Source organism: Bacillus sp. SKDU12 (assembly GCF_010093085.1).
GTDB lineage: Bacteria > Bacillota > Bacilli > Bacillales > Bacillaceae > Bacillus > Bacillus mexicanus.
This window is the reverse complement of sequence record NZ_MSRC01000003.1, coordinates 68,102-92,136: the sequence shown is the minus strand read 5'-3', so window position 1 is coordinate 92,136 and position 24,035 is coordinate 68,102. Positions and strand designations below refer to the sequence as shown.

General features: G+C 46.0%; 25 protein-coding genes, 1 riboswitch and 1 other annotated feature. Of the genes, 4 read left to right on the top strand and 21 right to left on the bottom strand.

Annotated features, from left to right (window positions below; all coding sequences use genetic code 11):
* Positions 1 to 131: 131 nt before the first annotated feature.
* A complete protein-coding gene (locus BTW01_RS01735) occupies positions 132 to 575 on the top strand; it encodes a MarR family winged helix-turn-helix transcriptional regulator (RefSeq protein ID WP_162101320.1) in 444 nt (147 codons plus the stop codon).
* A 32-nt stretch (positions 576 to 607) separates the two neighbouring features.
* Here BTW01_RS01735 and BTW01_RS01730 read toward each other — a convergent pair whose 3' ends face one another.
* The 11 genes from BTW01_RS01730 to BTW01_RS01680 form a co-directional block, all read right to left on the bottom strand.
* Entirely contained in the window at positions 608 to 1,033 is a 426-nt protein-coding gene (locus BTW01_RS01730) for an organic hydroperoxide resistance protein (protein ID WP_162101319.1), read from the bottom strand.
* A gap of 116 nt (positions 1,034 to 1,149) precedes the next feature.
* Positions 1,150 to 2,397, bottom strand: a complete 1,248-nt coding sequence (proA, locus tag BTW01_RS01725; RefSeq protein WP_162101318.1) for a glutamate-5-semialdehyde dehydrogenase — start codon at positions 2,395 to 2,397, stop codon at positions 1,150 to 1,152.
* Positions 2,394 to 3,506, bottom strand: coding sequence for a glutamate 5-kinase (proB, locus tag BTW01_RS01720; RefSeq protein WP_162101317.1), 1,113 nt, complete (start codon positions 3,504 to 3,506; stop codon positions 2,394 to 2,396). Before proB ends, proA begins: the two co-directional genes overlap by 4 nt.
* A gap of 63 nt (positions 3,507 to 3,569) precedes the next feature.
* Positions 3,570 to 3,780: a binding site (T-box leader), on the bottom strand.
* 85 nt (positions 3,781 to 3,865) lie between these two features.
* Positions 3,866 to 4,768, bottom strand: coding sequence for a formyltetrahydrofolate deformylase (purU, locus tag BTW01_RS01715; protein ID WP_162101316.1), 903 nt, complete (start codon positions 4,766 to 4,768; stop codon positions 3,866 to 3,868).
* Between the two features lie 71 nt (positions 4,769 to 4,839).
* Positions 4,840 to 5,157 carry a multidrug efflux SMR transporter subunit YkkD gene (ykkD, locus tag BTW01_RS01710; RefSeq protein WP_162101315.1) on the bottom strand — a complete coding sequence of 106 codons (318 nt, stop codon included), beginning with the start codon at positions 5,155 to 5,157 and terminating at the stop codon, positions 4,840 to 4,842.
* Entirely contained in the window at positions 5,157 to 5,495 is a 339-nt protein-coding gene (locus BTW01_RS01705; protein WP_162101314.1) for a DMT family transporter, read from the bottom strand. Before BTW01_RS01705 ends, ykkD begins: the two co-directional genes overlap by 1 nt.
* 77 nt (positions 5,496 to 5,572) lie before the next feature.
* Positions 5,573 to 5,684, bottom strand: a riboswitch (guanidine-I (ykkC/yxkD leader).
* Between the two features lie 33 nt (positions 5,685 to 5,717).
* Positions 5,718 to 6,233, bottom strand: a complete 516-nt coding sequence (locus BTW01_RS01700) for a GNAT family N-acetyltransferase (protein WP_162101313.1) — start codon at positions 6,231 to 6,233, stop codon at positions 5,718 to 5,720.
* Positions 6,223 to 6,750, bottom strand: a complete 528-nt coding sequence (locus BTW01_RS01695; protein WP_162101312.1) for a DinB family protein — start codon at positions 6,748 to 6,750, stop codon at positions 6,223 to 6,225. The genes BTW01_RS01700 and BTW01_RS01695 overlap by 11 nt, the downstream gene beginning before the upstream one ends.
* A gap of 93 nt (positions 6,751 to 6,843) precedes the next feature.
* Positions 6,844 to 7,575, bottom strand: a complete 732-nt coding sequence (locus BTW01_RS01690; RefSeq protein ID WP_162101311.1) for a DUF421 domain-containing protein — start codon at positions 7,573 to 7,575, stop codon at positions 6,844 to 6,846.
* Positions 7,576 to 7,932: 357 nt separating this feature from the next.
* Positions 7,933 to 9,132 carry an NO-inducible flavohemoprotein gene (gene hmpA, locus BTW01_RS01685; RefSeq protein ID WP_162101310.1) on the bottom strand — a complete coding sequence of 400 codons (1,200 nt, stop codon included), beginning with the start codon at positions 9,130 to 9,132 and terminating at the stop codon, positions 7,933 to 7,935.
* Positions 9,133 to 9,371: 239 nt separating this feature from the next.
* Entirely contained in the window at positions 9,372 to 9,890 is a 519-nt protein-coding gene (locus BTW01_RS01680; protein ID WP_162101309.1) for an acyl-CoA thioesterase, read from the bottom strand.
* Positions 9,891 to 10,075: 185 nt separating this feature from the next.
* Here BTW01_RS01680 and BTW01_RS01675 point away from each other — a divergent pair, with 185 nt between their 5' ends.
* Together BTW01_RS01675 and BTW01_RS01670 are read left to right on the top strand one after the other, a co-directional pair.
* The gene (locus tag BTW01_RS01675; protein ID WP_162101308.1) at positions 10,076 to 10,936 is read left to right on the top strand and encodes a dimethylarginine dimethylaminohydrolase family protein; all 861 of its coding nucleotides are present in this window, start codon (positions 10,076 to 10,078) and stop codon (positions 10,934 to 10,936) included.
* Positions 10,937 to 11,026: 90 nt separating this feature from the next.
* On the top strand, positions 11,027 to 12,073 hold the full coding sequence (locus BTW01_RS01670) for a lactonase family protein (RefSeq protein WP_162101307.1): 1,047 nt from the start codon (positions 11,027 to 11,029) through the stop codon (positions 12,071 to 12,073).
* A 39-nt stretch (positions 12,074 to 12,112) separates the two neighbouring features.
* On the opposite strand, the gene BTW01_RS01665 is transcribed toward BTW01_RS01670, so the two are convergent.
* From BTW01_RS01665 to proG, 10 genes are all read right to left on the bottom strand, one after another.
* Positions 12,113 to 13,102, bottom strand: a complete 990-nt coding sequence (locus BTW01_RS01665) for an ABC transporter ATP-binding protein (protein WP_162101306.1) — start codon at positions 13,100 to 13,102, stop codon at positions 12,113 to 12,115.
* Between the two features lie 12 nt (positions 13,103 to 13,114).
* Entirely contained in the window at positions 13,115 to 14,005 is an 891-nt protein-coding gene (locus tag BTW01_RS01660) for a C40 family peptidase (protein WP_162101305.1), read from the bottom strand.
* Positions 14,002 to 15,102: an L-Ala-D/L-Glu epimerase gene (gene ykfB, locus BTW01_RS01655; RefSeq protein ID WP_162101304.1), complete on the bottom strand. Its 1,101-nt coding sequence runs from the start codon at positions 15,100 to 15,102 to the stop codon at positions 14,002 to 14,004. The genes BTW01_RS01660 and ykfB overlap by 4 nt, the downstream gene beginning before the upstream one ends.
* Positions 15,099 to 16,058 carry a S66 peptidase family protein gene (locus BTW01_RS01650; RefSeq protein WP_162101303.1) on the bottom strand — a complete coding sequence of 320 codons (960 nt, stop codon included), beginning with the start codon at positions 16,056 to 16,058 and terminating at the stop codon, positions 15,099 to 15,101. The genes ykfB and BTW01_RS01650 overlap by 4 nt, the downstream gene beginning before the upstream one ends.
* Before the next feature lie 87 nt (positions 16,059 to 16,145).
* A complete protein-coding gene (locus tag BTW01_RS01645) occupies positions 16,146 to 17,795 on the bottom strand; it encodes a peptide ABC transporter substrate-binding protein (RefSeq protein ID WP_162101789.1) in 1,650 nt (549 codons plus the stop codon).
* Between the two features lie 2 nt (positions 17,796 to 17,797).
* On the bottom strand, positions 17,798 to 18,805 hold the full coding sequence (locus BTW01_RS01640; protein ID WP_162101302.1) for an ABC transporter ATP-binding protein: 1,008 nt from the start codon (positions 18,803 to 18,805) through the stop codon (positions 17,798 to 17,800).
* A 4-nt stretch (positions 18,806 to 18,809) separates the two neighbouring features.
* The gene (gene dppC, locus BTW01_RS01635) at positions 18,810 to 19,772 is read right to left on the bottom strand and encodes a dipeptide ABC transporter permease DppC (RefSeq protein ID WP_162101301.1); all 963 of its coding nucleotides are present in this window, start codon (positions 19,770 to 19,772) and stop codon (positions 18,810 to 18,812) included.
* 5 nt (positions 19,773 to 19,777) lie between these two features.
* Positions 19,778 to 20,704 carry a dipeptide ABC transporter permease DppB gene (dppB, locus tag BTW01_RS01630; protein ID WP_162101300.1) on the bottom strand — a complete coding sequence of 309 codons (927 nt, stop codon included), beginning with the start codon at positions 20,702 to 20,704 and terminating at the stop codon, positions 19,778 to 19,780.
* Positions 20,705 to 20,720: 16 nt separating this feature from the next.
* Complete coding sequence (dppA, locus tag BTW01_RS01625) at positions 20,721 to 21,545, bottom strand: D-aminopeptidase DppA (protein ID WP_162101299.1); 825 nt, start codon at positions 21,543 to 21,545, stop codon at positions 20,721 to 20,723.
* A gap of 127 nt (positions 21,546 to 21,672) precedes the next feature.
* Positions 21,673 to 22,491 carry a pyrroline-5-carboxylate reductase ProG gene (gene proG, locus BTW01_RS01620; protein ID WP_162101298.1) on the bottom strand — a complete coding sequence of 273 codons (819 nt, stop codon included), beginning with the start codon at positions 22,489 to 22,491 and terminating at the stop codon, positions 21,673 to 21,675.
* A gap of 168 nt (positions 22,492 to 22,659) precedes the next feature.
* Between proG and BTW01_RS01615 the strand changes: the two genes are divergently transcribed.
* Positions 22,660 to 23,991, top strand: a complete 1,332-nt coding sequence (locus BTW01_RS01615; RefSeq protein ID WP_162101297.1) for a S1C family serine protease — start codon at positions 22,660 to 22,662, stop codon at positions 23,989 to 23,991.
* The last annotated feature ends 44 nt before the right edge of the window (positions 23,992 to 24,035 follow it).

Sequence of the window (24,035 nt, the reverse complement as noted above, 5' to 3'; positions counted from 1 at the left end):
CTCCTTATTTATGTCTAGTTGTTATATTTCCCTTTCAGATCTTTTTAAACATGCTATGTTTGCCGAGAATAGGAAAAATGAAGTTTTTCAGCTACAATAGAATGGAATGTCAGAAAGAGTTGGTGAACAAGATGGAAAATGAATTTGACCATATGAAATTGGAAAATCAGCTATGTTTTTTGCTTTATGCGAGTTCGCGGGAAATGACAAAGCAGTATAAGCCGCTGCTTGAAAAGCTGAATGTGACATATCCTCAATATTTGGCCTTGCTTTTGTTATGGGAACATAAAACGCTTACTGTCAAAAAAATGGGCGAGCTGCTGTATTTAGATTCAGGGACACTTACTCCCATGCTAAAACGAATGGAACAGCAACATTTGATTGCGAGAAAAAGGTCTGAAGAGGATGAGCGGTCCGTGTTGATCAGCCTGACAGAGGACGGGGAGTCATTAAAAGAAAAAGCGGCTGACATACCAGAAACAATCCTGGGGCTCTCAAAACAGTCCGGAGAGAGTCTGAAGCAGTTAAAATCTGTTCTATATACATTGCTGGAAACACTTCATCAAAAAAATTGAGGATGCCTTATACGAGGCATCCTCTTTTTCTCTTATTCAGCTATTTCAAGCGTAACATCGATGTTTCCGGCGGTTGCTTTTGAGTATGGGCAAACGCCGTGTGCTTTTTGCACTAATGTCTGTAATTCTGAGACGCTGACTCCTCTTCCCTTTACTTGCAGCGTCACACCCAGTTTATAGCCTTGATCTGCTTCATCTTTTAACAGGCTGACATGCGCTGTCACCTCTGTCTCTACTTTCGTCCGTTCTGTTCTTGCAACAAGCTGCAGGGCACTGTCAAAGCAAGCTGCGTAACCTGCCGCAAACAGCTGCTCCGGATTTGTCGCTTTTTCTAACTTTTTCGCTCTCGGTGTTCCGGGCATTGCGACATCAAGTTCAAGAACGCGGTCTGATGAAATCACCTTTCCTTCTCTTCCTCCTACCGCTGATACAGTTGCTGTAAATAATGGCTGACTCATGTTTGTAGCCTCCTATATATATTGTGTACAATTTAATTTTACACAATATATATGCCGGTGTCAATTTTCCCCGTATAAAAAAGGCTTATCCCGTTATGAGATAAGCCTTTTACCCGCTATTCGCGGATTTGTCCTGTTCCTTTAATGATGTATTTTGTAGAAGTCAGTGCAGGAAGTCCCATCGGCCCTCTTGCATGAAGTTTTTGCGTGCTGATGCCGATTTCGGCTCCGTAGCCGAATTCAAAACCGTCTGTGAAACGGGTTGATGCATTATGATAGACAGCCGCAGCATCAACAGCCGTTTGAAAATAAGCCGCGTTTTTTCCATTTTCAGTTAAAATGGCTTCAGAATGATTGGTGCCGTATTGTTGAATATGCTTCACAGCTTCTTGAACGTTCGCAACCGTCTTTACGCTAATAACCGGCGCCAAAAATTCAGTTTCCCAATCTTCTTCTGACGCTTGTTTGCTTGAAGGGTGAAGCTCGCATACAAATTTATCGCCGCGAATCTCCACCCCTGCGTTTTCCAGCTGCGCCAGCAATTCTTTCCCATGCTGCTTCGCCCATGCTTTATGGATCAGCAACGATTCAATCGCATTGCATACGGAAGGGCGCTGCGTTTTGGCGTTTACGACAACCCTTTCTGCCATTTGCGATTTGGCCGTTTCATCAATGAAAATGTGGCAGTTTCCGGCACCGGTTTCTAATACAGGAACGGTTGATTCTTTGACAACGAGATCGATCAGCTTCTTGCCTCCGCGCGGGATCAATACGTCTAAACCATCATTTAACGTAAAGAGCTCTTTTGCCGTCTCTCTGCTCGTATCCTCAATCAGCTGCACAGCGTTCATCGGAAGGGCTGATTGCTCAAGTGCTCTGTGAATAACACTGACGAGCGCTTTGTTGCTGTGAATGGCTGAGGAGCTCCCCCGCAGGACAACCGCGTTTCCTGTCTTCAAGCAGAGGGTAGCCGCATCAACTGTGACATTTGGCCTCGCCTCATAAATCATTCCGACAACACCGAGCGGCACGCGGATTTTTTCAATAAACAGGCCGTTTTCCTTTTCAATCGTTTCAAGAGATTCGCCTACCGGGTCTGCCAAGTCTATTAAGAGCTCCACCGCGTCTGCGATATCACGAATGCGTTTTTCATCCAGTGTGAGACGGTCAATGATATTCGGTGTGAACCCATTTTCTTTTCCGTTCTCAATGTCTTTTGCATTCTCTGACAAGAGAAAATCCAGTTCGTTGCGGAGTCCGTTTGCAATGAGACTGAGCGCCTCATTCTTCTCGTCCGTTGTCTTCATGATCATTTCGGCTGCCGCTTCTTTCGCCTGCTTTGATTTTACAGAAACCTCGCTCATTTTTCCGCCTCCCAGTCTTTTAAATGGACCCAGTCATTCCTATGAATAACCTCAAACGTTTTCTCAACATCCAGTTCATGACTTCGTTTGCCTTTGGCCTCCATAATCTCCTCGGAGGTGTAATGTGTCTGGCCTTTGCCGATCACGCCGCCCGGTCCCCTGACTTCGACGACCGCCCCTTTCGGAAAGTTTCCATTTACGCCTATGACGCCAGCCGGCAGCAAGCTGCTCCCGTTATGGATCATCGCTTCCTCGGCACCCGCATCAATAAGAATCTCTCCTGCTATCGGCGAGTGGAATTGAATCCACTGTCTCGTATTGTTAACAGAGGACAATTCCTTGTCTCCGATATATGTGCCGTCTCCCCTCCCTTCCAAAATGTCCGCAAGCTTTTGCTCTCCGCTGCCAGTTCCAATAAATACTTTCACCCCAAGAGACAGCGCGGTTTGAGCGGCTAACAGCTTTGATCTCATGCCGCCGGTGCCGACCTTTGATCCGGCTGAGCCCGCATATCCCAGTAATTCGGGCGTGATCTCCGGCAACTCATCAAATCGTTTCGCCTCAGGATTTTCAGCCGGATTGGCATCATACAGCCCGTTTATATCAGTGAGAATGATGAGCTGATCCGCATGAATTAATCCGCTGACTAACGCAGAAAGCATGTCATTATCCCCAAATGTCAATTCTTCTACAGATGTTGAATCGTTTTCATTGATAATCGGAACGACACCCCGTTCCAGTAATTCCATAATCGTCGCATACGCGTTTCGATACCGTTCTCTCTTCGAAAAATCATTTCTCGTTAAAAGGATCTGCCCTGGAGTCAGTGCGTATTGTTTGAATTGATTCATATATTGCTGCATTAATAATGTTTGTCCGACCGCTGCCGCTGCCTGTTTTCCTTTAATGGTCACAGGACGGGATGGATAGCCGAGGCAGGCAAATCCTGCCGCTACAGCTCCCGAGGTAATTAGAATGATTTCATGTCCCGCTTTTTTCAACAAAGTAATGGCCTGAACATGCTCTCTGATTTTCGACTCATCGATGCTCCCATTGCTGTTCGTAAGCGAGCTGCTTCCTATTTTCACTACTATTCTTTGTTTTTTCATTTATTCTCCTCCGCGGCTCTTCGCCAGCCAACTTGCAATAAAAAAACCCATTTCATCCTGATTCATAAGGACGAAATGGGTTTCCGTGGTACCACCTTGATTGAGCGCGCTGATGCACGCTCCGCTTTCCTGTAACGCCAGGTTACGCGCCTAGGTTTTCCCCCTAAGACTCCAAGGCAGGTTCGGCAGGTTTCATGCGGCAAAATGTTTCAGCGATTCATTTTGCTCTCTGTCGCAGAAAGGTCTGCTTACTAATCCTCTTCAACGCTCAATGATTTTTTTATATTATGCAAAGAAAACGGCCGCTTGTCAAGGTTTTTCGCCACCAAAAAGAGCCCGCAGGCGCGGGCTCTTGCAGTCTAATTAAAGACGATTGTTTTATTTTCGTGCACGATAACGCGGTCTTCCAAATGCCACTTCACAGCACGGGCAAGCACGCTTCGCTCAATTGTTCTTCCGATGTTTTTTAGCGCTTCCGCATTATCACGGTGGTCGACGCGCTCAATATCCTGTTCAATAATTGGTCCTTCATCAAGATCGTTTGTGACATAGTGAGATGTCGCGCCGATCAGTTTTACGCCGCGCTCGTAAGCCCGTTTATACGGATTCGCGCCGATGAAAGCAGGCAGGAATGAATGATGAATATTGATGATGCGATTCGGATGAGCGGAAACAAAGTCAGGGGTTAAGATCTGCATGTAGCGTGCAAGCACGATCACATCAATCTTATATTGCTCAAGCAGTTCAAGCTGCTTCTTTTCGACTTCCGCTCTGATGTCTTTATTCGCTTTCATATAGTGGAATGGAATATCCAGCCTTTCAACCAGCTCTCTCGCTTCCTCATGATTGCTGATGACAACAGCAATTTCCGCCATGAGATTGCCGGTTTGCCATTCCCAAATCAGCTCATGCAGGCAGTGAAGCTCCTTTGAAACAAAAATGGCGACACGCTTCAGCTCGCTCGCCGATGTTAAGCTCCACGTCATGTCAAATGTTTCTGCAACAGACGCAAATGCCTTCCGCAAGGTTTCTTTTTTCTCACGAATGCCCTTGCAGTCGAATTCGATTCTCAGGAAGAATCGGCCGCCTTCTGGGTCTGTCGTATATTGATTGGATTCTATAATATTGGCGCCGTGTTCAAATAAAAACGCGGAAACCGCTGAGACAATCCCCGGCTGATCGGGACAGCTGACCAAAAGGCGCCCTTTATCCTCATTTCCGTCACGATAATCGTTTAACCGCTGAGCCATATATGATTTCATGAATAATCCCTCTTTATCTTTGTAAGTCTAAACTATTTATCCATTATACTGAAGATTTGATAAAAATCAATTTATGACAGAATTTTTAAACCAACGGCCGAGCATAAAATCAAGGCGATAAAGAAGATTCGTTTGGCGTCCTTCGGCTCCTTGTAAAAAAGGATCCCGATGAGTGCGCCGCCTGCTGTGCCAATGCCTGTCCAGACAGCGTAAGCCGTGCCCATCGGAATGGTTTCCATTGCATACGACAGCAAGGAAAATGAGGCGGCAAAACCAACAATGATCAACAGCACCCATTTCACGCTTTTTTCCTTCGCATATTGATTCATAAGGGCCACGCCGGCCATTTCCATACAGCCTGCGCACAATAAACTGATCCAATGCAGCATTACGCCTCGCCTCCTTTTTCCTCTGTCCCATCCTGTGTCACAAGCTTCAACCCCATTACACCGACTAGGAGCACACCAATTAACAAAAGTTTCGGCCACCCAACCGGCTCATGAAAAAGAATAATTTCACTCAGCACCGTTCCTGCCGTGCCAAGTCCAGTAAAGACGGCATATACGGTCCCGACAGGCAGACGGTTTGCCGCCTTCATTAAAAGATAAAAGCTGACTATGATGCCAACGGCAGTGGCGCTCCATGTTAAGGCTGAGTCAGCGTGCTTTAAACCTACTACCCAAACAACCTCGAAAATGGCAGCAAGCACGACCAATCCCCATTTCATTTCAAGTCATTCCTTTCTTTCTGATCAGATTTACTGAAAACAAAAAAACCCCGGACAGTCGTCTCACATGAGATTGACTCTCCCGGGCTTTTTTCCCTCCGTGTGCATACACGCCTCTATTTGCGCGTATGTGTTTTCTCTCGGACCAGACCATATCCATTGACATGCGGAACCCTAGAAAACTTTATCTGATATTATGATACTATAACTTGACTTTTTCTTTCAATTGTAAGATTTTCTTTCATATACCGCGATCGGTTTATTCCACTTTCTGATCGTCCTCTCATAAAACATGCCGATTTTCTCCGCTACCCGTATGGACGCTGTGTTATCCGGGTCAATCAATGCCGCCATTTTGCCGAACTGCCGCTCGTTGAAGCCGTAGTCAAGGCATGCCCGAGCCGCTTCGTGCGCATAGCCGTTTCCCCAGTGGCGGCGGGCAAACATATAGCCGATTTCCATTATTGTTTGATTTTCGACCTGCTGGGGAACGATGCCGCATTGTCCTAAAAAGTCCCCTGTCCGCTTATCTTCGGCAATCCACAAACTGACGCCGTACCCTTTTTCATTTCTTTTGTTCCAGTTGATCCACTCTCGGGTTTGCCTCTTATCTTTTAAACCGGAATAATATTTCATGACGTCAGGATCGTTAAAAAGCTCAAACAAAGAGGCTTGATCCCGGTCTTCCACACAGCGCAAGCGAATGCGATCGGTCACAAGTTTCGTTTTAGCGCTCATATTTCGCCGCATCCTGCTTCCATTCTTTTTTGAGAGCTTCAATATGTGCTTGATGATAGCGGTTATGATCCGCCATATGCCAAATGCCCCACCGTACGGTCGCGGTGTCGCTATCGAAAATTAGCGGCTGATGCAAATCATTTTCAGTTAAGGTGTGACAAACCGATTTCAGCTCATTTTCCACGAGCTGATGTCTTTTCAGGAGCTCATTTAATCCGGGCTGATTCACCGGTTCTAGCAGCCGTCCGCTTTCATCTGTCATCGAGCCGTATGCCTGTTCAATATGATCCGGTATCCGGTTTTCCTTGATTCGCCAGACCCATCTGATATCAACATTTGTGATATGATGCAAAAGCTGGGCCGTGCTGTTTTTTGTTTGGCAGCGCCCCTTATAGTAAAGTTCACTGTGTGTCATGTGACCTACGATAGAAGCCAGACGGAGACTGTTTTCTTCCACTGCGGAATACAGAAGACTGACCGTCGGCGCCATACCGTGTCTAATAGATAAGTCCTTCATGTTCAGTTCCCCTCCTAACTAGGTACATTTGACGCCAAACAAAAATTCCCTTTTAAAAAAGAAAAAAGCTCTCGTTAAAACTAGAGAGCAATCTTAATTGTTATTTCCCGGTTTATATAAATAAGGATCATGCTGCGGTTCATTTGAGGTATTCAAATCAAGCGATACATCACCGCGGGCATTCATCGTGCCAAGCGTGATCGAGGACAGTAATTTAGGGCTGTATCCTTTTTCCTCAAGCTTCTCAAATAGCCATGATCGATTTTTTTGGAGGTATTTCAAATTATGATCAAGGATTTCGCCATCAAGTATGAGCGGAATCGGGATAAAATTCCGTTCAGCTTCCATATGTAAATCCCGCACCTGCACCGCTCTCGCTTCTTTTTTGGGGATAACACTGACTTCTCCTGTTTCTTCAATAATGGCTAGGTCAATGTCGGCCGGATCAGCATAGCCTTTTTCCCTCAGCTTGCCGAGCAGTTCATTAATCGTCAGCCTTTCTTTACGCAGTCCGTGTTCATCAATATCTCCATTTCGGATTAAGACAGTCGGGCTTACGACCAGCAGCCAGCGCCATTTATTAGAAAGAGAGAGCTTGCTCATCAGCAGATAAAGCACCAAAAAAGAGCCCGCATAATAAATCGACATCGGCAGCTTGGATGTAAGAATCGGCTCACTAATAATGGTTCCGATTGCGAAGGTCAAAAGCAAATCAAAATTATTCATTTGCGATACGGCTTTTTTACCGGCAAGCCGAAACAAAATATAGGCAATTAAAAATACGATAACTGGCTTCAGTAAAAATACCCAGACCATCCATAACACTGACCGTTACCTCCATCCGCTCGTCATATCGAGCCTAGTGTCTCCAAGAGGAAAAACCTTTATGCATCATACCGCTGCTAAAGTCCAGTTGCACAAAGCATTATAGAAAGTGAAGTTTGGAAGCTCAACAAGAAAGAAATGTATGCAAACGAATGTCCATTTAACGAGTCTTACATCAAGCCAGCGGGTTTAGAACTGAAAATGGAGCATGACTGGCTGAGGACGATGTAAGAAAGCAAAATCGTGTTTGCCCAAGCGGCGGTGGATCAGTGATTGTCCAGATGGTGAAAAAAGCATTGTCCCTATTTCAATAAAAAAACTCTTCTCTTGAAAGGAGAAGAGTTTACATGTATGTGTTTACACGGACTGCGCTATGCTTAATTGCGGGCCGAACAGCTCATAATGGATAGACTCCGGCGCTGATCCGAGTTCTTCTACAAGTTTATGCATTGCGGTAATAAATGATGATGAACCGCAAATGTAATAATCCGCATCAGTGTTGGCAATCAGTTCTTTGAGGAACTGCTGATCAATCTGCCCTTCATGAAATTGAAGATCACCAGCACGGTCTTCCTCTGTCGGCTCTCGATACACAAAAGCTGTTTTGACATAAGAATGGTTTGCCGCTTCCTCCACCTCATGGCGCAATGCGTGATATTCACTGTTTTTCGCAGCATGAATGAATAAAATCGGCCGTTCAGGCTGCTTGGAAACAGACGTTTTCAGCATGCTGATCATCGGTGTAATGCCAACCCCGGCACTGATTAAAACAAGATCTTTTTGTGCTGAAGAATCTAAAATGAAGTCTCCTGCAGGTGCGCTGACCTCTATTGAATCTCCCTCACGCACTCCATCGTGTAAATGAGTAGACACGACACCGTCTTTTTTCACTGAAATTCGATAATAGTCTTTACCCGGCATATCTGACAGGCTGTATTGACGAATATGCGTATATTCAGAATCAGGAATCCGCACTTTGATGCTGATATACTGTCCTGCTTTAAATTCAGGTAACGGCTTGCCGTCTGCCGGTTTCAGGTAGAAGGATGTGATTTCTTTACTTTCCTGCTCTTTTTTCGCAACGACAAATGGCTTATACTCCTTCCAGCCGCCGGCTTGCTGCTCCGCCTGCTCATACATGTCTTTTTCAATTCCGATAAATGCATCAGCGATTACGCCGTACGCTTTCTCCCATGCCTGCATAATGTCTGGTGTCGCAGCGTCGCCCAGAACATCTTTAATGGCAATCAGCAAATATTTGCCGACGATCGGATAATGTTCAGCCTTAATCCCGATGCTGCGGTGCTTATGGCTGATTTGTTTGACGACCGGAATGATATTTCCGAGCTGGTCAATATTTGCCGCTGCTGCTATAACAGCATTTGCAAGGGCAGCGCGCTGAGTTTTCTTTTTTTGATTTGTTTGGTTAAAAATGTTCAAAAGCTCTGGGTGGTCTTGGAACATCAAATCGTAGAAACGGCCAGTAATCGTTTCTCCATGCTGTTGTAATACGGGTACAGTGCTTTTAATAATTTCGATTGTTTTGTTATCTAACATCGTATAAACAATCCTTTCAAAAGATGTATTTAGAATATATCTTTAAAATACATGATGTAACGACTAAAAGATATATATAAAATGAATCTTTAATAAAGTTGTCACAAAATTATCAATTTAACGTGACAATTGTTGCTTTTTTATATCGTCCCCTAGCAAAAACGAACTAACCATCAGAAAGATGAAAAGCGCAAAAAAACCCAAAACAGATGATCTGTTTTGGGTTTTGCTTTATTGCTTTACCATGGCTTTTCAATTCCGAGCGCATTTGCAAGCGCCTGGCTGTGTTTTTTGCGATTCTTTCGATGGCTGGCGCGCTGAACCGCTGTATTATGTAGCATCATTTCTTCTTCTGTTTCCGGTACAACTCTCGGTACAGGCAACGGCTTACCATTTAAATCTAATGCAACAAATGTCAAAAAGGATGTAGCGGCGAGCTCCCTTTCACCAGTCATCAGGTTTTCTTTAATGACTTTTACAAACACCTCCATCGAGGATGTGCCGACCCATGTCACATAGGACTCCAGGCAGACAGATTCCTTTTGCCCGATCGGCTTGAGAAAATCCACAGAGTCCATTGAAGCTGTTACGGTTTCCTGTCTGCAATGGCGCGCCGCAGAAATAGACGCAATGTCGTCAATGTAACTCATTAATTTTCCGCCAAATAGGGTATTATGGTTGTTTGTATCAAGCGGGAACACCCTGCAAGTTTTTACAACCTTTGATTCTTTGCAATATTTTGTTTCTGGTGTCTCCATACCTTTCTCCCCTTTGATGTCTGATCGTTTTGCAAAAGTACACTCATATTCTCCTATTAAACAATATTCTCATCCATTTGTCTAAAATTTAAAATTACCTGTCAGGTTTTCTTATTAAAACGTTTAATCATTTTCATGTTAAGGGAATAATAAATGTATTCTTCACACAGTCAGGAGGAGAAACAATGGATGTATCCATCCAGAAACATCAGCACAAAACAGGATGCCAAACGGAATACGGCACACTTCAGAAAGTCATTTTATGCAAGCCCGAGCATATGACCATAAAAAATATCATAAACGAAACCCAGAAACATTTTGAAGAAGACAATATTCATGTTAAAACCGCCATAGATCAGCACAGCCGCTTAGTTGAAGCACTCAGGTCACATAACATCGAAGTCATTCTATTGCCCGTCCGCGAGGGACTCCCAGAACAAGTCTTCACCCGGGATATAGGGTTTGTTATTGGAGAAAAAGTCTTTCTCTCGAGCATGACTGAACCGATTCGCCAAGGAGAAGAAGCCGTCATAACAGAATTTTTTCACAGTCAAGACATTTCTTACACCCGTATGCTTGATACTAGCATTGAAGGCGGGGATGTTATTATCGATGGTGACATTGTTTATGTCGGAATCAGCCAACGCACTGACTTGTCAGCTATCGGCCAGCTGGAAGAGGCGCTGCCTGACTATACGATCGTTCCTGTAAAACTTCACGAGAAATTTTTACATTTAGACTGTGTATTTAACATTATATCTGAAAGCGAAGCGCTCATTTATCCACAAGCCCTTGAATCTGAGGCGACAGATATGCTGGCAAAACGCTATGATCTCATTGAGGTGCCTGAGGACGAACAATTTGCGCTTGGCACCAATGTCCTGTCAATCGGGAGAAAAACGATCATCAGCCTCCCTAGCAACCGCCATGTAAATCAACAGTTATCGGAAAGAGGCTATCACATCATTGAAATTGACCTGTCAGAAATTATTAAATCAGGCGGCTCCTTCAGATGCTGTACGATGCCGCTTCTTCGTGATGAATGAAGAATCTTCCCCTTTTACATGTTTTGAACAGCTTATTTTATTAAGATGCGTTAGAATAGAGATGACATCATTTTTTAAGGGGGATATCGCATGACAAAATACATAGGATATGTTGGAACGTATACAAAAGGCGGAAGCGAAGGAATTTATTCATTTGAGCTTGATACTGAGAAAAAAACACTCAGCGAGCCAAAGCTTGCCGCTAAGCTGGGCAACCCGACATATGTGACGCCGAATAAAGACAACACGATTCTTTATTCCATTGAAAAAACAGACGGCCAAGGCGGAGTCGCCGCCTATCAAATCGATAAAAACAGCGGCGGATTGACATTTCTGAATCATCAGTTAATTGATGGTCCATCACCATGCCATGTAAGCGTTGATGATCAAAATCAATTTGTACTGACCTCCAATTACCATAGCGGTAAGGTGCATGCTTTTCCGATCCAGAAAGACGGAAGCTTGCAATCCTTTTCTTCAGAAGCCGCTCACACAGGAAAAGGACCGCACGAAAGACAGGAAAAACCACACGCACATTACGCGGGATTCACACCTGAGCATAACTATGTCGTAGCGATTGACTTAGGGACCGATAAGCTGTACACCTATAAAATGAAAGACAGCGAATTGACCGAATTCGGAAGCCATTCCTTCGCTCCCGGCGCAGGTCCTCGCCATATCGCCTTTCATCCGAAAGAAAAATACGCATATGTGATGACAGAATTAAGCAATGAAGTGATTGCGCTTGAATACAATCCAACACCAGGCGAATTTAGAGAAATTCAGGTTGTCTCAGCGATCCCTGATGATTTCACTGATAATAGCCAAGGAAGCGGAATTTGTGTCACACAGGACGGCCGTTTTGTGTACGTCGCAAACCGCGGCCATGATAGTATCGCTGTATTTGAAATAAATCAATACTCAGGCGAGCTGGCTTTCGTGGAAAGAGTATCAACAGAAGGAAACTGGCCTCGTGACTTTGCACTTGATCCAACGGAAGCGTTCCTTGTGGCTTCAAATGAAGAAACAGGCAACCTTGTCCTATTTGAACGAGACAAAGAAACCGGTCGATTGACAGTGCTTCCATCAACTGTTTCTGTCCCTTATCCTGTTTGTGTGACATTTTTACATCAATGAGTAAAGCAAAGACTGGCTCCAAACGCCAGTCTTTTTTGTCTATCTCAGCTTTCCTGACGTTTCAGCATTTTGATACAAGTGACAAGCGATAAATCGGCCCGCTTCAATTTCCTGAAGCTGCGGACGGAATTTCCCGCATTCAGGCATCACCTCCGGACAGCGTGTCTGAAACACGCAGCCGCTCGGGGGATTGACGGGGCTCGGAAGCTCCCCTTTTAAGAGAATGCGCTCACGCTTGTCCTCCATCTCAGGATCAGGAATCGGAATCGAGGATAATAGCGCTTTTGTATAGGGGTGCAGCGGTTCGCGATACAAAGTGCCGCTCTCTGTGATTTCCATCATGTGCCCTAAGTACATGACACCGATCCTGTCACTAATATGCTTCACCATCGAAAGATCGTGGGCAATAAATAAAAACGTAAGCCCTTTCTCTTTTTGAAGCCTCTTCAGCAGGTTGACCACCTGTGCTTGAACAGAGACATCAAGTGCAGAAATCGGTTCGTCCGCTACGATAAATTCAGGATTCAGCGACAGTGCTCTGGCAATCCCGATTCTCTGTCTTTGTCCCCCGCTGAATTCATGGGGGTAGCGGCTGCCAAAATCGGGGTGAAGTCCCACCGCCTCAAGCAGCTCGTCCACGACCAGGAGCCGCGCTTTATGAGTATTGTAAAGATTGTGAATTTCCATCGGCTCCAAAATGATCTCTCGAACGGTCATGCGCGGATTCAGTGAAGCATAGGGGTCCTGAAAAATCATCTGCAGCTTGCGGTTGAAGACAAACTGCTCTTTCTCACTCAGTCTGTGAAGATTCATGCCGCGGTATTTCACACTTCCTTCTGCCGGCTGATACAGTCGCATCAGCACTCTCCCTAATGTTGATTTCCCACACCCTGATTCTCCAACAAGCCCGAACGTTTCCCCTTCATGGATCTGAAAGCTGACTCCATCGACAGCTTTGACTATCCGCTTTTTCCCTGCGTCAAAATGCATTTTCAGCTGACTGACCTCTAATAAAGGCGGTGGCGTCATTTGTCTTCCTCCTTATTCTGAAAAACAGCGGCGGACCGCACAAAGTTCTTTTTCATAAATTGTCTCTTTTAATGTAAGGATTTCGATTGATTTTCCCGTCTTTGGAGAATGAAGCATTTTCCCATCGCCGATGGATAGACCGACGTGATGAATCGCTCCTTTTCCTTCTTCATAAGCAAAAAACAGCAGGTCGCCAGTTTTCATTCCATCAAGCGGGATGTCCTTCCCCGCCTTTGCCTGATCTCCCGCATCACGCGGGATGCTGTAGCCATTGGCTTTGAAAATGCTGTACATAAACCCGGAGCAATCAAACCCAAACCCGCTGATCCCTCCCCACAGGTAGGGAAGCCCGAGAAAAAGCGCTCCCGTTTGAACGATGTCTGCCGGAGTCCCTTTCTGTTTGCTGACAGGCACTGTATCAGTCTGCTTCACAAACCGTTCTCCGAAAACGGTTGAAACCTTACTATATCCGTTTTCCTCAGTTATGAAGGGAAGAAGTGTCAAAAAGCTCATTTCGATCTCCTTTTCCCCATTGCTTTTGTACAAAAAGGCTGCAGGTTTGCTGATCATGACATCGTGTTGTGTATGGATAGGACTTGTTTTTTTCAGCTGATTCTTTTTCATCCAACCCGGATATCCGCGCGGATCTTTTCGGGATGGCTGGCCCGGTACAATGACAGAAACCCAATCACCCTGCTCCGCTGTGACCAGCACCTTTTCGCCAAAAAGCACTTGAGTTTGGATCACATTGTCTGTACATAATCCAAGCCGCTCATCATATGTCATCCGCTCCAGCCACTCTCTGATCAAAACAGTCGGACGGAGCATCGCTTGATCTAGCGGACGCGGTGAATCAGGCGCTGTCCAGATGTTGGCCACTGCTGATATGACAGTGTGCATCATTGCTCTATTTCCCCTTTCAAATGCGCAGCACCAGTGATGCCGAGACCAGGCCTGTCAGGTATCGCAATTGTGCTGCCGCTGTATGTGATGCCGCCGTTGATGACATCTGTTTTCAGCATCAGCGGCGCGTCAAAATCAAAGCGCGTGATGTTTCTTTTGCTTGCCGCGAAATGTGCAGCGGCCGTAATGCCCAGCTTCGTTTCAATCATGCTGCCGACCATACACTCCACCCCGCACGCCTCAGCCATGGCATTGATTTTTTCTGCTCCGCTGATGCCGCCAGCTTTCATTAATTTAATATTAATCAAGTCAGCGCTCCGGGTTTGAAGAACTTCGAACGCCTGCCCCGGCGTAAAAACACTTTCATCGGCCATAATCGGCGTGTCTGTCGCATCTGTCACCTTTTTAAGCCCCGCAAGATCATCTTTATGAACAGGCTGCTCAACAAGCTCAATCTCAAGACCGGCATCTTCCATTTTCCGAATCGCAGTTACGGCTTCTTTCGGCTTCCACCCCTGATTGGCGTCTAAACGAAGTTTTACGGCTCGCCCGACTCGTTTTCTAATTTCCTGAATACGGGCGATATCTGTTGCAATCTCATCTTTTCCGACCTTTATTTTCAGTGTGTGAAAGCCTTGTTTGACATATGTTTCGGCATCCGCTGCCATCTCTTTAGGTGGGTTGACACTGACAGTATAATCCGTTTCCAGCGTATCTCGGTATCCGCCAAGCATACGGTAAAGCGGCAGTCCGCACATTTGTGCCAAGCCGTCGTAAACTGCCATTTCTACAGCCGCCTTCGCGCTCTGGTTTCCTGTAAGGAGGTGCTGTATGTCTTGCAGAATGGCCTCCCAGCCAGACAGGCTTCTTCCAAGCAGTTTCGGCTTCAAAACATCGTGGATGGCACTTTCAATGCTATCCATGCTGTCTCCTGTAATCACGACTGTCGGAGGCGCTTCTCCCCAGCCGATTGCACCGCTGTCATATGTGATTCTTACAATCACTGATTCAGCCGTATACACAGTGCGAAGCGCGGTTTTAAACGGTTTTGTCAAAGGAACAGCGACTCGGTTTGTTTCGATTTGAGTGATGTTCATGTCTTTAGCGCCCCTTCTGAAACGCCCGCCTCGATGACGACAGTTTTTGCTGCTGTATTCATGGCAGCATGTGCACCAATCGGAACAGCGAAACTCGGGGAACAGTGGCCGATTTTAAATCCTCTCAGAGCTGGTTTGCCCGCCGAAACAATATAGTCATCAAGCACCTGCTCAAGCGACAGAGATTTCTCCCTCTTCACAGGGACACAGTTGTGAAAATCACAAACAAGGATTCCTGCGGCGTCCGTCAGCTTTCCTGCCAATTTCAGCTGATTCAGCATTCGGTCGATTTGATACGGCTCCTCGTCTATATCTTCAATAAACAGAAGCTTCCCCTTCGTATCAATTTCAAACGGCGTGCCCAGCGTAGACGTCAGTAAAGAGAGATTTCCTCCGGCAAGCGCGCCCTCGGCTTTTCCGGGAACAAGCTCAGTCAGCGGCGAAAGCTCTTCTGTATAAGCACATTCCGTCTCTTGGAAGAGCTGCTCATACGATGCTTTTGTCAGCGGATGAACGTCATCAAGGCCAATATCTGAGCTGAGCATCGGGCCGTGGAAGGTGACAAGGCCTGTGTTTTGATGAATGGCGGTATGTAAAAACGTAATATCGCTGTACCCCCAAAAGATTTTAGGATGTTTGCGGATTAAGCTGAAATCAATTCCGGCGGCGATACGTCCTGTCCCAAAGCCCCCGCATGCGCATAGCACTGCTTTTACCTTCTCGTCTCTGAACATCTCATGGAAATCAGCCAGCCGGTCATTATCCTGTCCCGCTAAATAGCCGTGCTGGCTTTTCAGCGCCTTGCCCAGTTTTACCTGAAGACCGAGTTCTTCTAAAAATAAAAGCGCGGTTTCCAGCTTTTTTGGATCAGGCGGGCTTGCGGGCGCGATCACGCCAACTGTGTCACCCTTTTTCAGCGCTTTCGGCTTGTGATTCAACTGAATCACTCCTTTCATTTGCTCTGCACCCTACGTATACGTGCAAAAAAGAGAAAAAATACCGCTCCCTCGCAGAAAGAAGCAGTATTTTCTCAATTGCCGGCATCAGTTTTTATCTGCCCATTTTAAATCGATATAGCCGACAGGATGCCTGACAATTCCCTTTACATGTTCGTTTTGCAGATTGACCTGGTTATAGAAATATACCGGCATGATCGGCGCTTCATTGACCAACAGCTTTTCCGCTTGATGCATAAGAGAGAAACGCGTTTTTTCATCAGCTTCATGCTTCGCCTCCTTGATCAGCTGGTCATATTTTTGATTGGCCCAGCCTGTGCGGTTCATCGAATTTCCCGTTTGGAAGGCTTCTAGAAAACTGATAGGGTCCGCGTAGTCAGGCAAAAATGAGCTTTGGGAGAATTGGAATTTCAGCGCTTTTTGATCCTCTAAAAATACGTTCCACTCCATATTGGCCAGCTTCACATCGACTCCAAGAGCATTTTTCAATTTTTGCTGGATCGCCTCGGCAATCTTTTTATGCTCTGGCTTTGTGCTGTAAGTAAGAGTAATTTCAGGGAGCTTGTCATAATGTTCTTCCTTCATGCCCTTTTCGAGCAGCTGCTTCGCTTTGCTTTGGTTAGACGTGACGAGGTCTCCGCCCGCTTCACGGAAATCCTTGCCGTCAGGCTGCGTAAAGCCAGGCGATACAAGGGCGTATGCTGGTTTTTCGTTATTTTTCGTGACATACTTTACAATTTCCTCTTGATCGACAGCCATCACAAAGGCTTTTCTGATATTTTCATTTTGAAACGGCTCCATATTGACATTAAATCGATAGAAATAGAGGCCTGCCTGGTCAACAACATTGACGTTATCCTGATCCATCAGCTGATCGCTTAACTCTGCGGGGACATAAGCGGTATCCAGCTCCCCGGACTGAAACATCTGGTAATCTGTATTTCTGTCACTGACCATCGCCCATTTCACTTTATCAAGCTTCACGGTATCTTGATCCCAATATGTGTCGCTTTTCTCCATTGTGATGCTGTCATCATGCTTCCATTCCGTCAGCTTAAACGGACCGTTCCCGACAAATGTATCCGCCTCTGCAAACCATTTTGGCTGTTCTTTATCGACCTTTTCGTTTACCGGAAAATAAGCCGGGTTGGACACGACGCTCAAAAAATATTTTTGCGGGGCGTCAAGTGTGACTGTAAGGGTCCGATCGTCTTTTGCCGTCACCTTCACATCCTCTTTTTTCCCTTTCCCACTGTTATATGCCTCGCCGCCTTCAATGAGATAGCCAAGAAACGCAGAGGAAGCACCTTTCTTCGGATCAAGCATCCGTTTCCACGCATATTCAAAATCTCCGGCCGTAACCGGATCTCCGTTTGTCCATTTCGCATTTTCTCGAATCGTAAATGTATAGGTTTTTTGATCCTTTGATACAGACCACTTTTCTGCCATCGCAGGCTCAGGCTCATTTTCTTTTCCAAGGCGTGTCAGCCCCTCCATGATGTTGTTTAACGGCTGCCATGACACATTATTAAAACCGATTGGCGGATCGAACGAGGTCGGTTCATTTTCGTTATTTACATACAGCACCTTTTCCCCGCTTGTTTTTGCTTTATCATTACCGTTTTCTTTTCCGGCCTGTTCGTTTGCAGTACATCCCATTAGCGCAAACGACAGTCCCAATGCCAAACCCATTCCCGATAGCTTTTTTACACGTTTCATCCTCTTCCCCCTTTTCATGATCACTTCTTCGCACCTCCGTGCAGCATCGCACGCTCGGCCCGTTGATCCTGCAGCCAGCAGCTGACAGTGTGCGTGTCAGATCTGATTGTCTGGCCCGGGTATACCCTGTCACACACGATCATTCTATTCGGGCAGCGGGCGGCAAACGGGCAGCCTGGCGGAGGTGAAAATAAATCCGGCGGCGTTCCGTCAATCGGAACCAGCTCCACACCATCCAGATCAAGACGCGCAACAGAGTTCAAAAGCCCTTTTGTATAAGGGTGCTGCGGCTGATAAAAAATATCTTTTCTCGTGCCAATCTCTGCTATTTTTCCGGCATACATAACTGCGACTCTGTCAGCAACCTGGGCCACCACCCCTAAATCATGGGTAATCAATATGACAGACACATTCGTTTTTCTCTGAATCTCTTTAAACAGCTCTAAAATCTGTGCCTGAATGGTCACGTCAAGTGCGGTAGTCGGTTCGTCTGCGATTAGAATGTCAGGCTCACAGATCAGCGCCATCGCAATCACAATCCGCTGTCTCATGCCGCCGCTGAATTGGTGAGGATACTGTTTTAGACGCTGCTCGGGGTCGGGAATACCGACCAATGACAGCATGGAAAGCACCTCTTCCCTCGCCGCCTTTTTGCTCATATTTTTATGGCGAAGGAGCGCCTCCCGCAGCTGGTCTCCGATTGTCAGCGTCGGATTTAACGCTGTCATCGGATCTTGAAAAATCATAGAAATGTCGGCTCCCCTTATGCTCCTCATTTCTTTATCAGAAAGACGGCAAAGGTCTTTGTTTTCAAATAAAATGCTGCCTTCTGTTACATTGGCTGAATAGGGCGGAAGCAGGCCCATGATGCTTTGGGAGGTGACACTTTTGCCGCAGCCGGATTCACCGACGATTGCAAAGGTTTCACCTCGATACAAATCAAAGCTCACCCCTCTGACTGCCTGAATCATGCCCCCGTAAGTCGTAAAAGAAACGTGCAGATTTTTGACTGACAGCACTTTTTCCATAGAGCTACCTCCTCAGCTTAGGGTCGAGCGCATCTTGCAATCCGTCTCCAAGCACATTAAACGCGTACATCGTCAAGGAGATAAAAAAGGCCGGAAAAAACAGGCGCCACCAATGCCCAGACAAAATCGCAGGCAGACCGTCATTTGCCATCACCCCCCAGCTGGCAAACGGAGCCTGTATGCCGAGGCCGAGAAAGCTTAAAAAGGATTCTGCGAAAATAGCGGCAGGTACGGTTAATGTCATTTGTACGATGATCGCTCCCATTGTATTCGGCAGCAGATTTTTTCGGATAATGCGGAAGGTTTTCGCACCAAAGGTTTTCGAAGCGAGTACGTATTCATTATTTTTCATTTGAAGCACTTGGCCTCTTACAATTCTCGCCATGCCGACCCATCCGGTCACTGTCAGTGCTACAATAATAGTGCCCAGCCCCGGCCCCATCAGCACCATCAGCAATATGACAACGAGCAGATATGGCAACCCGTACAGCACTTCAATAATCCGCATCATGATATTGTCAATCCTGCCGCCTTTATAGCCGGCAACACCTCCGTAAATGACACCGATCACAAAATCAATCAGCGCCGCCATCACGCCGACAAATAACGAAATCCTCGCTCCATACCATGTTCGGGTAAACACATCCCGGCCGAGCTCATCGGTGCCGAACCAATGATCAGCAGAGGGCGGAAGATTTTGCCCTGTCAGCGATTGACTCGCGACACTGTGGGGTGATAAAACGGGCCCGATCACCGCCATGACAAAAAGATATAAAAGTATAAAAAGTCCCGCCATCGCTAATTTATTTTTTTTCAGCCTCCTCCAGGCATCCTGCGTGTAAGACAAACTCGGCCGTTTGACCGAATCGGCTTCCCGATTCTTTTCTTGATTTGAAACAAACCACTCATCCGGCACCTGAATGTGCTGCTTGGTCTGGCGTTCTTCCGTTTGTACAGGGAGATTCACACACTTCACCCTTTCTTATGCAGTTTAATGCGCGGGTCTAAAAAACCGTAGGCCAAGTCGACCAAAAAAAGCATGATGATCAGAATGACGCTGTAAAAAACGGTCGTTCCCATAATCACGGGATAGTCCCGCTGATTCATGCTTTCAACAAAATATTTTCCCATTCCCGGTATGGCAAAGATTTTTTCAATGACAAAGCTTCCTGTTAAGATACTGGCGACAAGTGTGCCTAAGACGGTAATGACGGGCATGAGTGCATTTCTGAGTGCGTGTTTTACGATAATGATGAACGGAGAAAGCCCTTTTGCTTTTGCTGTGCGGATATAATCCTGTGTCAAGACGTCGACCATACTTGACCGTGTCAGCCTGGCGATGATCGCCATCGGTCCTACAGCAAGCGCTGCGGTCGGAAGCACCATATGAATCGGGCTCGTCCATGTGGCCGCGGGAAATAGTTTGAGATTGACAGCAAATTGCTGAATGAGCAATGTTGCCAGAATAAAATTCGGGATGGAAATGCCAAGTACAGCTAAACTCATCGCAGCGTAGTCCAAAAAGCCATTGCGGCGAAGGGCGGCGATTACGCCCAACACGAGCCCAGAGATTACAGCAATGACAATCGCTGCCATTCCAAGCTCAAAAGAAACGGGAAATCCGCGTTCAAGCATATCATTTACGCTGTCTGACGGTTTTTTAATGGAAGGTCCGAAATCGAATGTTATGATGGATTTTAGGTAGATGATGTATTGGAAAATGAGAGGATCGTCTAAGTGATAGTAAGCTTCGAGATTTTTTTGAACGGCTTCATTTGTGCCTCTCTCCTCGTTAAAAGGAGATCCGGGAATGACCTTCATGAGAACAAAAGTCAGGGTGGTAATCACCAAAATTGTAGCTGCCATTGTCCCAAAACGCTTCATCACGTATCGCGCCAACGCCTAAAACACCCCTTTAGCAAAATGATGTCCGCATCGCAAGCTCGGTCATGACAAGCATCGCCTGATAGGCTTCAAGCATGTTTTTCGCTTGAAATTGAACGGTTGTGGTTTGCGGCTTGATTTCAGTTCCCGGCATCAGATTCGCCCATTCAGCCTGACCGTAATTCGCAAATTCAATGCTGAGAACCGGTCTGTCAGGCGGTGTGAGCGGTTTAACTTTATCTTTATTCTGCAAAGCAAATGCGGTTTTTTCTGTCAGCAGCCGGCCGGCTTTCGCAGGGGACAAGCACTTCACTGCCGATCTTGAAATGGTTTGCTTGACAGCAGCTGTCGTCACATTCGGAATGAGCTCTTCCGCTTCCTTCGCCGCCCGGTCGTCTCCTGCTACCATTATCACCGGGACATCGTAATAACCGGCAACATATGCATTTAACCCGAGCTCACCGACAGGCTGATCGTTTATGTAAAAATGACGGACGCCGAAAATCATGCTGTGTGACATCACCCCGGGAGTCGAAGCTCTCGCATGGTAACCGAGAAACACAGCGCCTGTAAACGTATTATCCAGTCCCTCTACCATTGAAAATGGTTTGACGTCACCGGAAATCAAGTCTGCTTCAGGATGAAGCTTTTCAACCATCAGATTATTCATCTTCGAATGACTGTCATTGACCAGCACCTCGGTACACCCGCTGTTAAACGCTTCGGCAATACAACAGTTTGCTTCTTCAGTCATGATAAGCCGTCCGCGTTCATAATTGCGCTTCCCAGAATCCACAAAGGTATCGTCCGGGAGACCAGAAATGCCTTCCATATCTACTGACATGTACAGTTTCATAAAGCTCCTCCTTTTTTACCGAATTATGAATATTCCAACAAATTATATTAAAATAAGAGGTGAATTGCAATATAGCTTAGGAAAATCATGACGATTCAGTGATAAAAAAGAATCCTCTTTCAAGGATTCATGTTTGTTTCTCCGCCTGTTCTGTAAGCCGCTTATATTTGTTCAAGGTTCTTTCAAACATTTCATCAAAGACATCCGGCAAGGAGGCGTATATCACCTCAGCTCCCTCTCCTGTAATCCCGCCTTTCGTTGCGACACGTTCCAGCGTTTCCTCAATAGACATCTTCTTTTCGATCAGCAGCTTGCCAGTCCCGTATAATGAATGAATCAGAAAATCAAAGGCTTCTTCTTCGGACAGGCCGCTGTTCCTGACAGCAGACAGCGCCAATTCTTCGAAGATGGCAGCTATAAATCCTGGTGCAGAGCTCGTCAAATTGCTGGCGGCATCCACATTCGATTCTTCAATTTCTCGCACACGGCTGAAAACCGATAACAGTTCATTTAAACGTTCTTTTTTATCCGCTGCCAGCGCTTCACTGTGAACGACAAGCGAGATGCCCGCTTCTGCTTCAGCTAGAATGGCGGGAATGAAACGCGATATCCCGGCTTCCGTTTCAGCCTCCAAAAGACACAGCGGCACACCGGCGGCAATGGAGACGATATGGGTGCTCCTACTCACATACGGGCACAGGCGGCGCAGCGTCTCAATAACATTCAGCGGCGGAACACATATAAAAATCAAACGGCACATTCCCGCCCAGTTCTCAAGCGAATCAATCGACACCTCGGGATAATCCGCCGCCAGCGCATGCAGCCGCTTTCCCTTCGTTCTTGTGTCAATAAAGAGTTCGTGCTCCTTGATTTGTTCTTGCTTCAACAGCTGCCTTGCGATCATATCAGCCATGCTGCCATATCCAATCAACCCAACCTGTTCCATCGACTCAGTCCTTTCATATATAATATGAAGTGTATCGTTTTTCGCACTTTTTCACAATTTCCCATAATATTTTCATTTTTATCCCACAGTTTTTGTTTATGATAAACTCAAGTCATAAACCTATCATAATTCAATCGAAACTAGTGAATATAGAGAAACGGAGTGAACATGATGGATAAAAACAGAACGGAAGGCAATGAGAATGAGGTCTTTCTAGCGAAAGAGAACGAGCAGAATACCTCCTACTCTGCCCGCAATGTCATTCATGACCAAGAGAAGAAAAAACGAGGGTTTGGATGGTTCAGACCGCTGCTTGGCGGAGTGATCGGCGGCAGTCTCGCCCTTGGGATTTACACGTTTACACCGCTCGGCGACCATCATTCGCAGGACACTGCCAAACAATCATCCAGCCAGCAGCAAACAGAGTCTGTTACACCTAAAAACACATCCTCTGAATCTGATAAAAGCTCGTCTGCATTCAAGAGCGAAGATTCTTCTAAAATTACAGATATGGTCGAAGGCATTTCACCGGCGATTGTCGGTATTACAAACCTTCAGGCGCAGCCAAACAGCTCTTTGTTCGGCTCTGATTCATCTGATTCAAGCGAAGATACAGAAAGCGGTTCAGGATCTGGTGTGATTTTCAAAAAAGAGAATGGCAAGGCTTATATCATTACAAATAACCACGTTGTAGAAGGAGCATCTTCCTTGAAGGTATCTTTATATGACGGCACTGAGGTGGCAGCAAAGCTGGTAGGACGCGACTCGTTAACAGATTTAGCAGTCCTCCAAATCAGCGATGACCACGTAACTAAAGTGGCAAACTTCGGTGATTCATCCGATCTCAGAACAGGCGAGACTGTTATTGCGATTGGAGATCCGCTCGGTAAAGACCTGTCCCGTACGGTAACACAAGGAATTGTAAGCGGTGTGGACAGAACGGTTTCAATGTCAACATCGGCCGGCCAAACGAGCATTAATGTCATCCAGACTGACGCAGCCATTAACCCAGGTAACAGCGGCGGGCCATTGTTAAATACATCCGGAAAAATTGCCGGCATTAACAGCATGAAAATCAGTGAAGATAATGTCGAGGGGATCGGATTTGCCATTCCAAGCAATGACGTAAAACCAATTGCTGAAGAATTGCTGAAAAAAGGGCAAATTGAACGTCCATATATCGGTGTCAGCATGCTTGATTTAGAGCAAGTACCGCAAAACTATCAAGAAGGCACACTCGGCTTGTTCGGCAATCAGCTGAATAAAGGCGTATACATTCGTGAAGTTGCTCCAGGCTCTCCTGCTGAAAAAGCCGGCTTGAAAGCGGAGGATATTATCATCAGCCTGAAAGGCAAAGAAATCAATACAGGCAGTGAATTGCGCAATATCCTTTATAAAGACGCAAACATCGGCGATACTGTAGAAGTGAAGATTCTGAGAAACGGCAAAAAAATGACGAAAAAAATCAAACTCGATCAAAAAGAAGAAACAACTTCTTAAAAAAAGTGCCTCAGGCTGCAAAGACGGCCTGAGGCTTTTTATTG

Bases quoted from the DNA above. Each gene is read 5' to 3' on its own strand.
- BTW01_RS01735 (WP_162101320.1), top strand. From the start codon at position 132: ATGGAAAATGAATTTGACCATATGAAATTGGAAAATCAGCTATGTTTT.
- BTW01_RS01730 (WP_162101319.1), bottom strand. From the start codon at position 1,033: ATGAGTCAGCCATTATTTACAGCAACTGTATCAGCGGTAGGAGGAAGA.
- proA (WP_162101318.1), bottom strand. From the start codon at position 2,397: ATGAGCGAGGTTTCTGTAAAATCAAAGCAGGCGAAAGAAGCGGCAGCC.
- proB (WP_162101317.1), bottom strand. From the start codon at position 3,506: ATGAAAAAACAAAGAATAGTAGTGAAAATAGGAAGCAGCTCGCTTACG.
- purU (WP_162101316.1), bottom strand. From the start codon at position 4,768: ATGAAATCATATATGGCTCAGCGGTTAAACGATTATCGTGACGGAAAT.
- ykkD (WP_162101315.1), bottom strand. From the start codon at position 5,157: ATGCTGCATTGGATCAGTTTATTGTGCGCAGGCTGTATGGAAATGGCC.
- BTW01_RS01705 (WP_162101314.1), bottom strand. From the start codon at position 5,495: ATGAAATGGGGATTGGTCGTGCTTGCTGCCATTTTCGAGGTTGTTTGG.
- BTW01_RS01700 (WP_162101313.1), bottom strand. From the start codon at position 6,233: ATGAGCGCTAAAACGAAACTTGTGACCGATCGCATTCGCTTGCGCTGT.
- BTW01_RS01695 (WP_162101312.1), bottom strand. From the start codon at position 6,750: ATGAAGGACTTATCTATTAGACACGGTATGGCGCCGACGGTCAGTCTT.
- hmpA (WP_162101310.1), bottom strand. From the start codon at position 9,132: ATGTTAGATAACAAAACAATCGAAATTATTAAAAGCACTGTACCCGTA.
- BTW01_RS01680 (WP_162101309.1), bottom strand. From the start codon at position 9,890: ATGGAGACACCAGAAACAAAATATTGCAAAGAATCAAAGGTTGTAAAA.
- BTW01_RS01675 (WP_162101308.1), top strand. From the start codon at position 10,076: ATGGATGTATCCATCCAGAAACATCAGCACAAAACAGGATGCCAAACG.
- BTW01_RS01670 (WP_162101307.1), top strand. From the start codon at position 11,027: ATGACAAAATACATAGGATATGTTGGAACGTATACAAAAGGCGGAAGC.
- BTW01_RS01665 (WP_162101306.1), bottom strand. From the start codon at position 13,102: ATGACGCCACCGCCTTTATTAGAGGTCAGTCAGCTGAAAATGCATTTT.
- BTW01_RS01660 (WP_162101305.1), bottom strand. From the start codon at position 14,005: ATGATGCACACTGTCATATCAGCAGTGGCCAACATCTGGACAGCGCCT.
- ykfB (WP_162101304.1), bottom strand. From the start codon at position 15,102: ATGAACATCACTCAAATCGAAACAAACCGAGTCGCTGTTCCTTTGACA.
- BTW01_RS01650 (WP_162101303.1), bottom strand. From the start codon at position 16,058: ATGAAAGGAGTGATTCAGTTGAATCACAAGCCGAAAGCGCTGAAAAAG.
- BTW01_RS01645 (WP_162101789.1), bottom strand. From the start codon at position 17,795: ATGAAAAGGGGGAAGAGGATGAAACGTGTAAAAAAGCTATCGGGAATG.
- BTW01_RS01640 (WP_162101302.1), bottom strand. From the start codon at position 18,805: ATGGAAAAAGTGCTGTCAGTCAAAAATCTGCACGTTTCTTTTACGACT.
- dppA (WP_162101299.1), bottom strand. From the start codon at position 21,545: ATGAAACTGTACATGTCAGTAGATATGGAAGGCATTTCTGGTCTCCCG.
- proG (WP_162101298.1), bottom strand. From the start codon at position 22,491: ATGGAACAGGTTGGGTTGATTGGATATGGCAGCATGGCTGATATGATC.
- BTW01_RS01615 (WP_162101297.1), top strand. From the start codon at position 22,660: ATGATGGATAAAAACAGAACGGAAGGCAATGAGAATGAGGTCTTTCTA.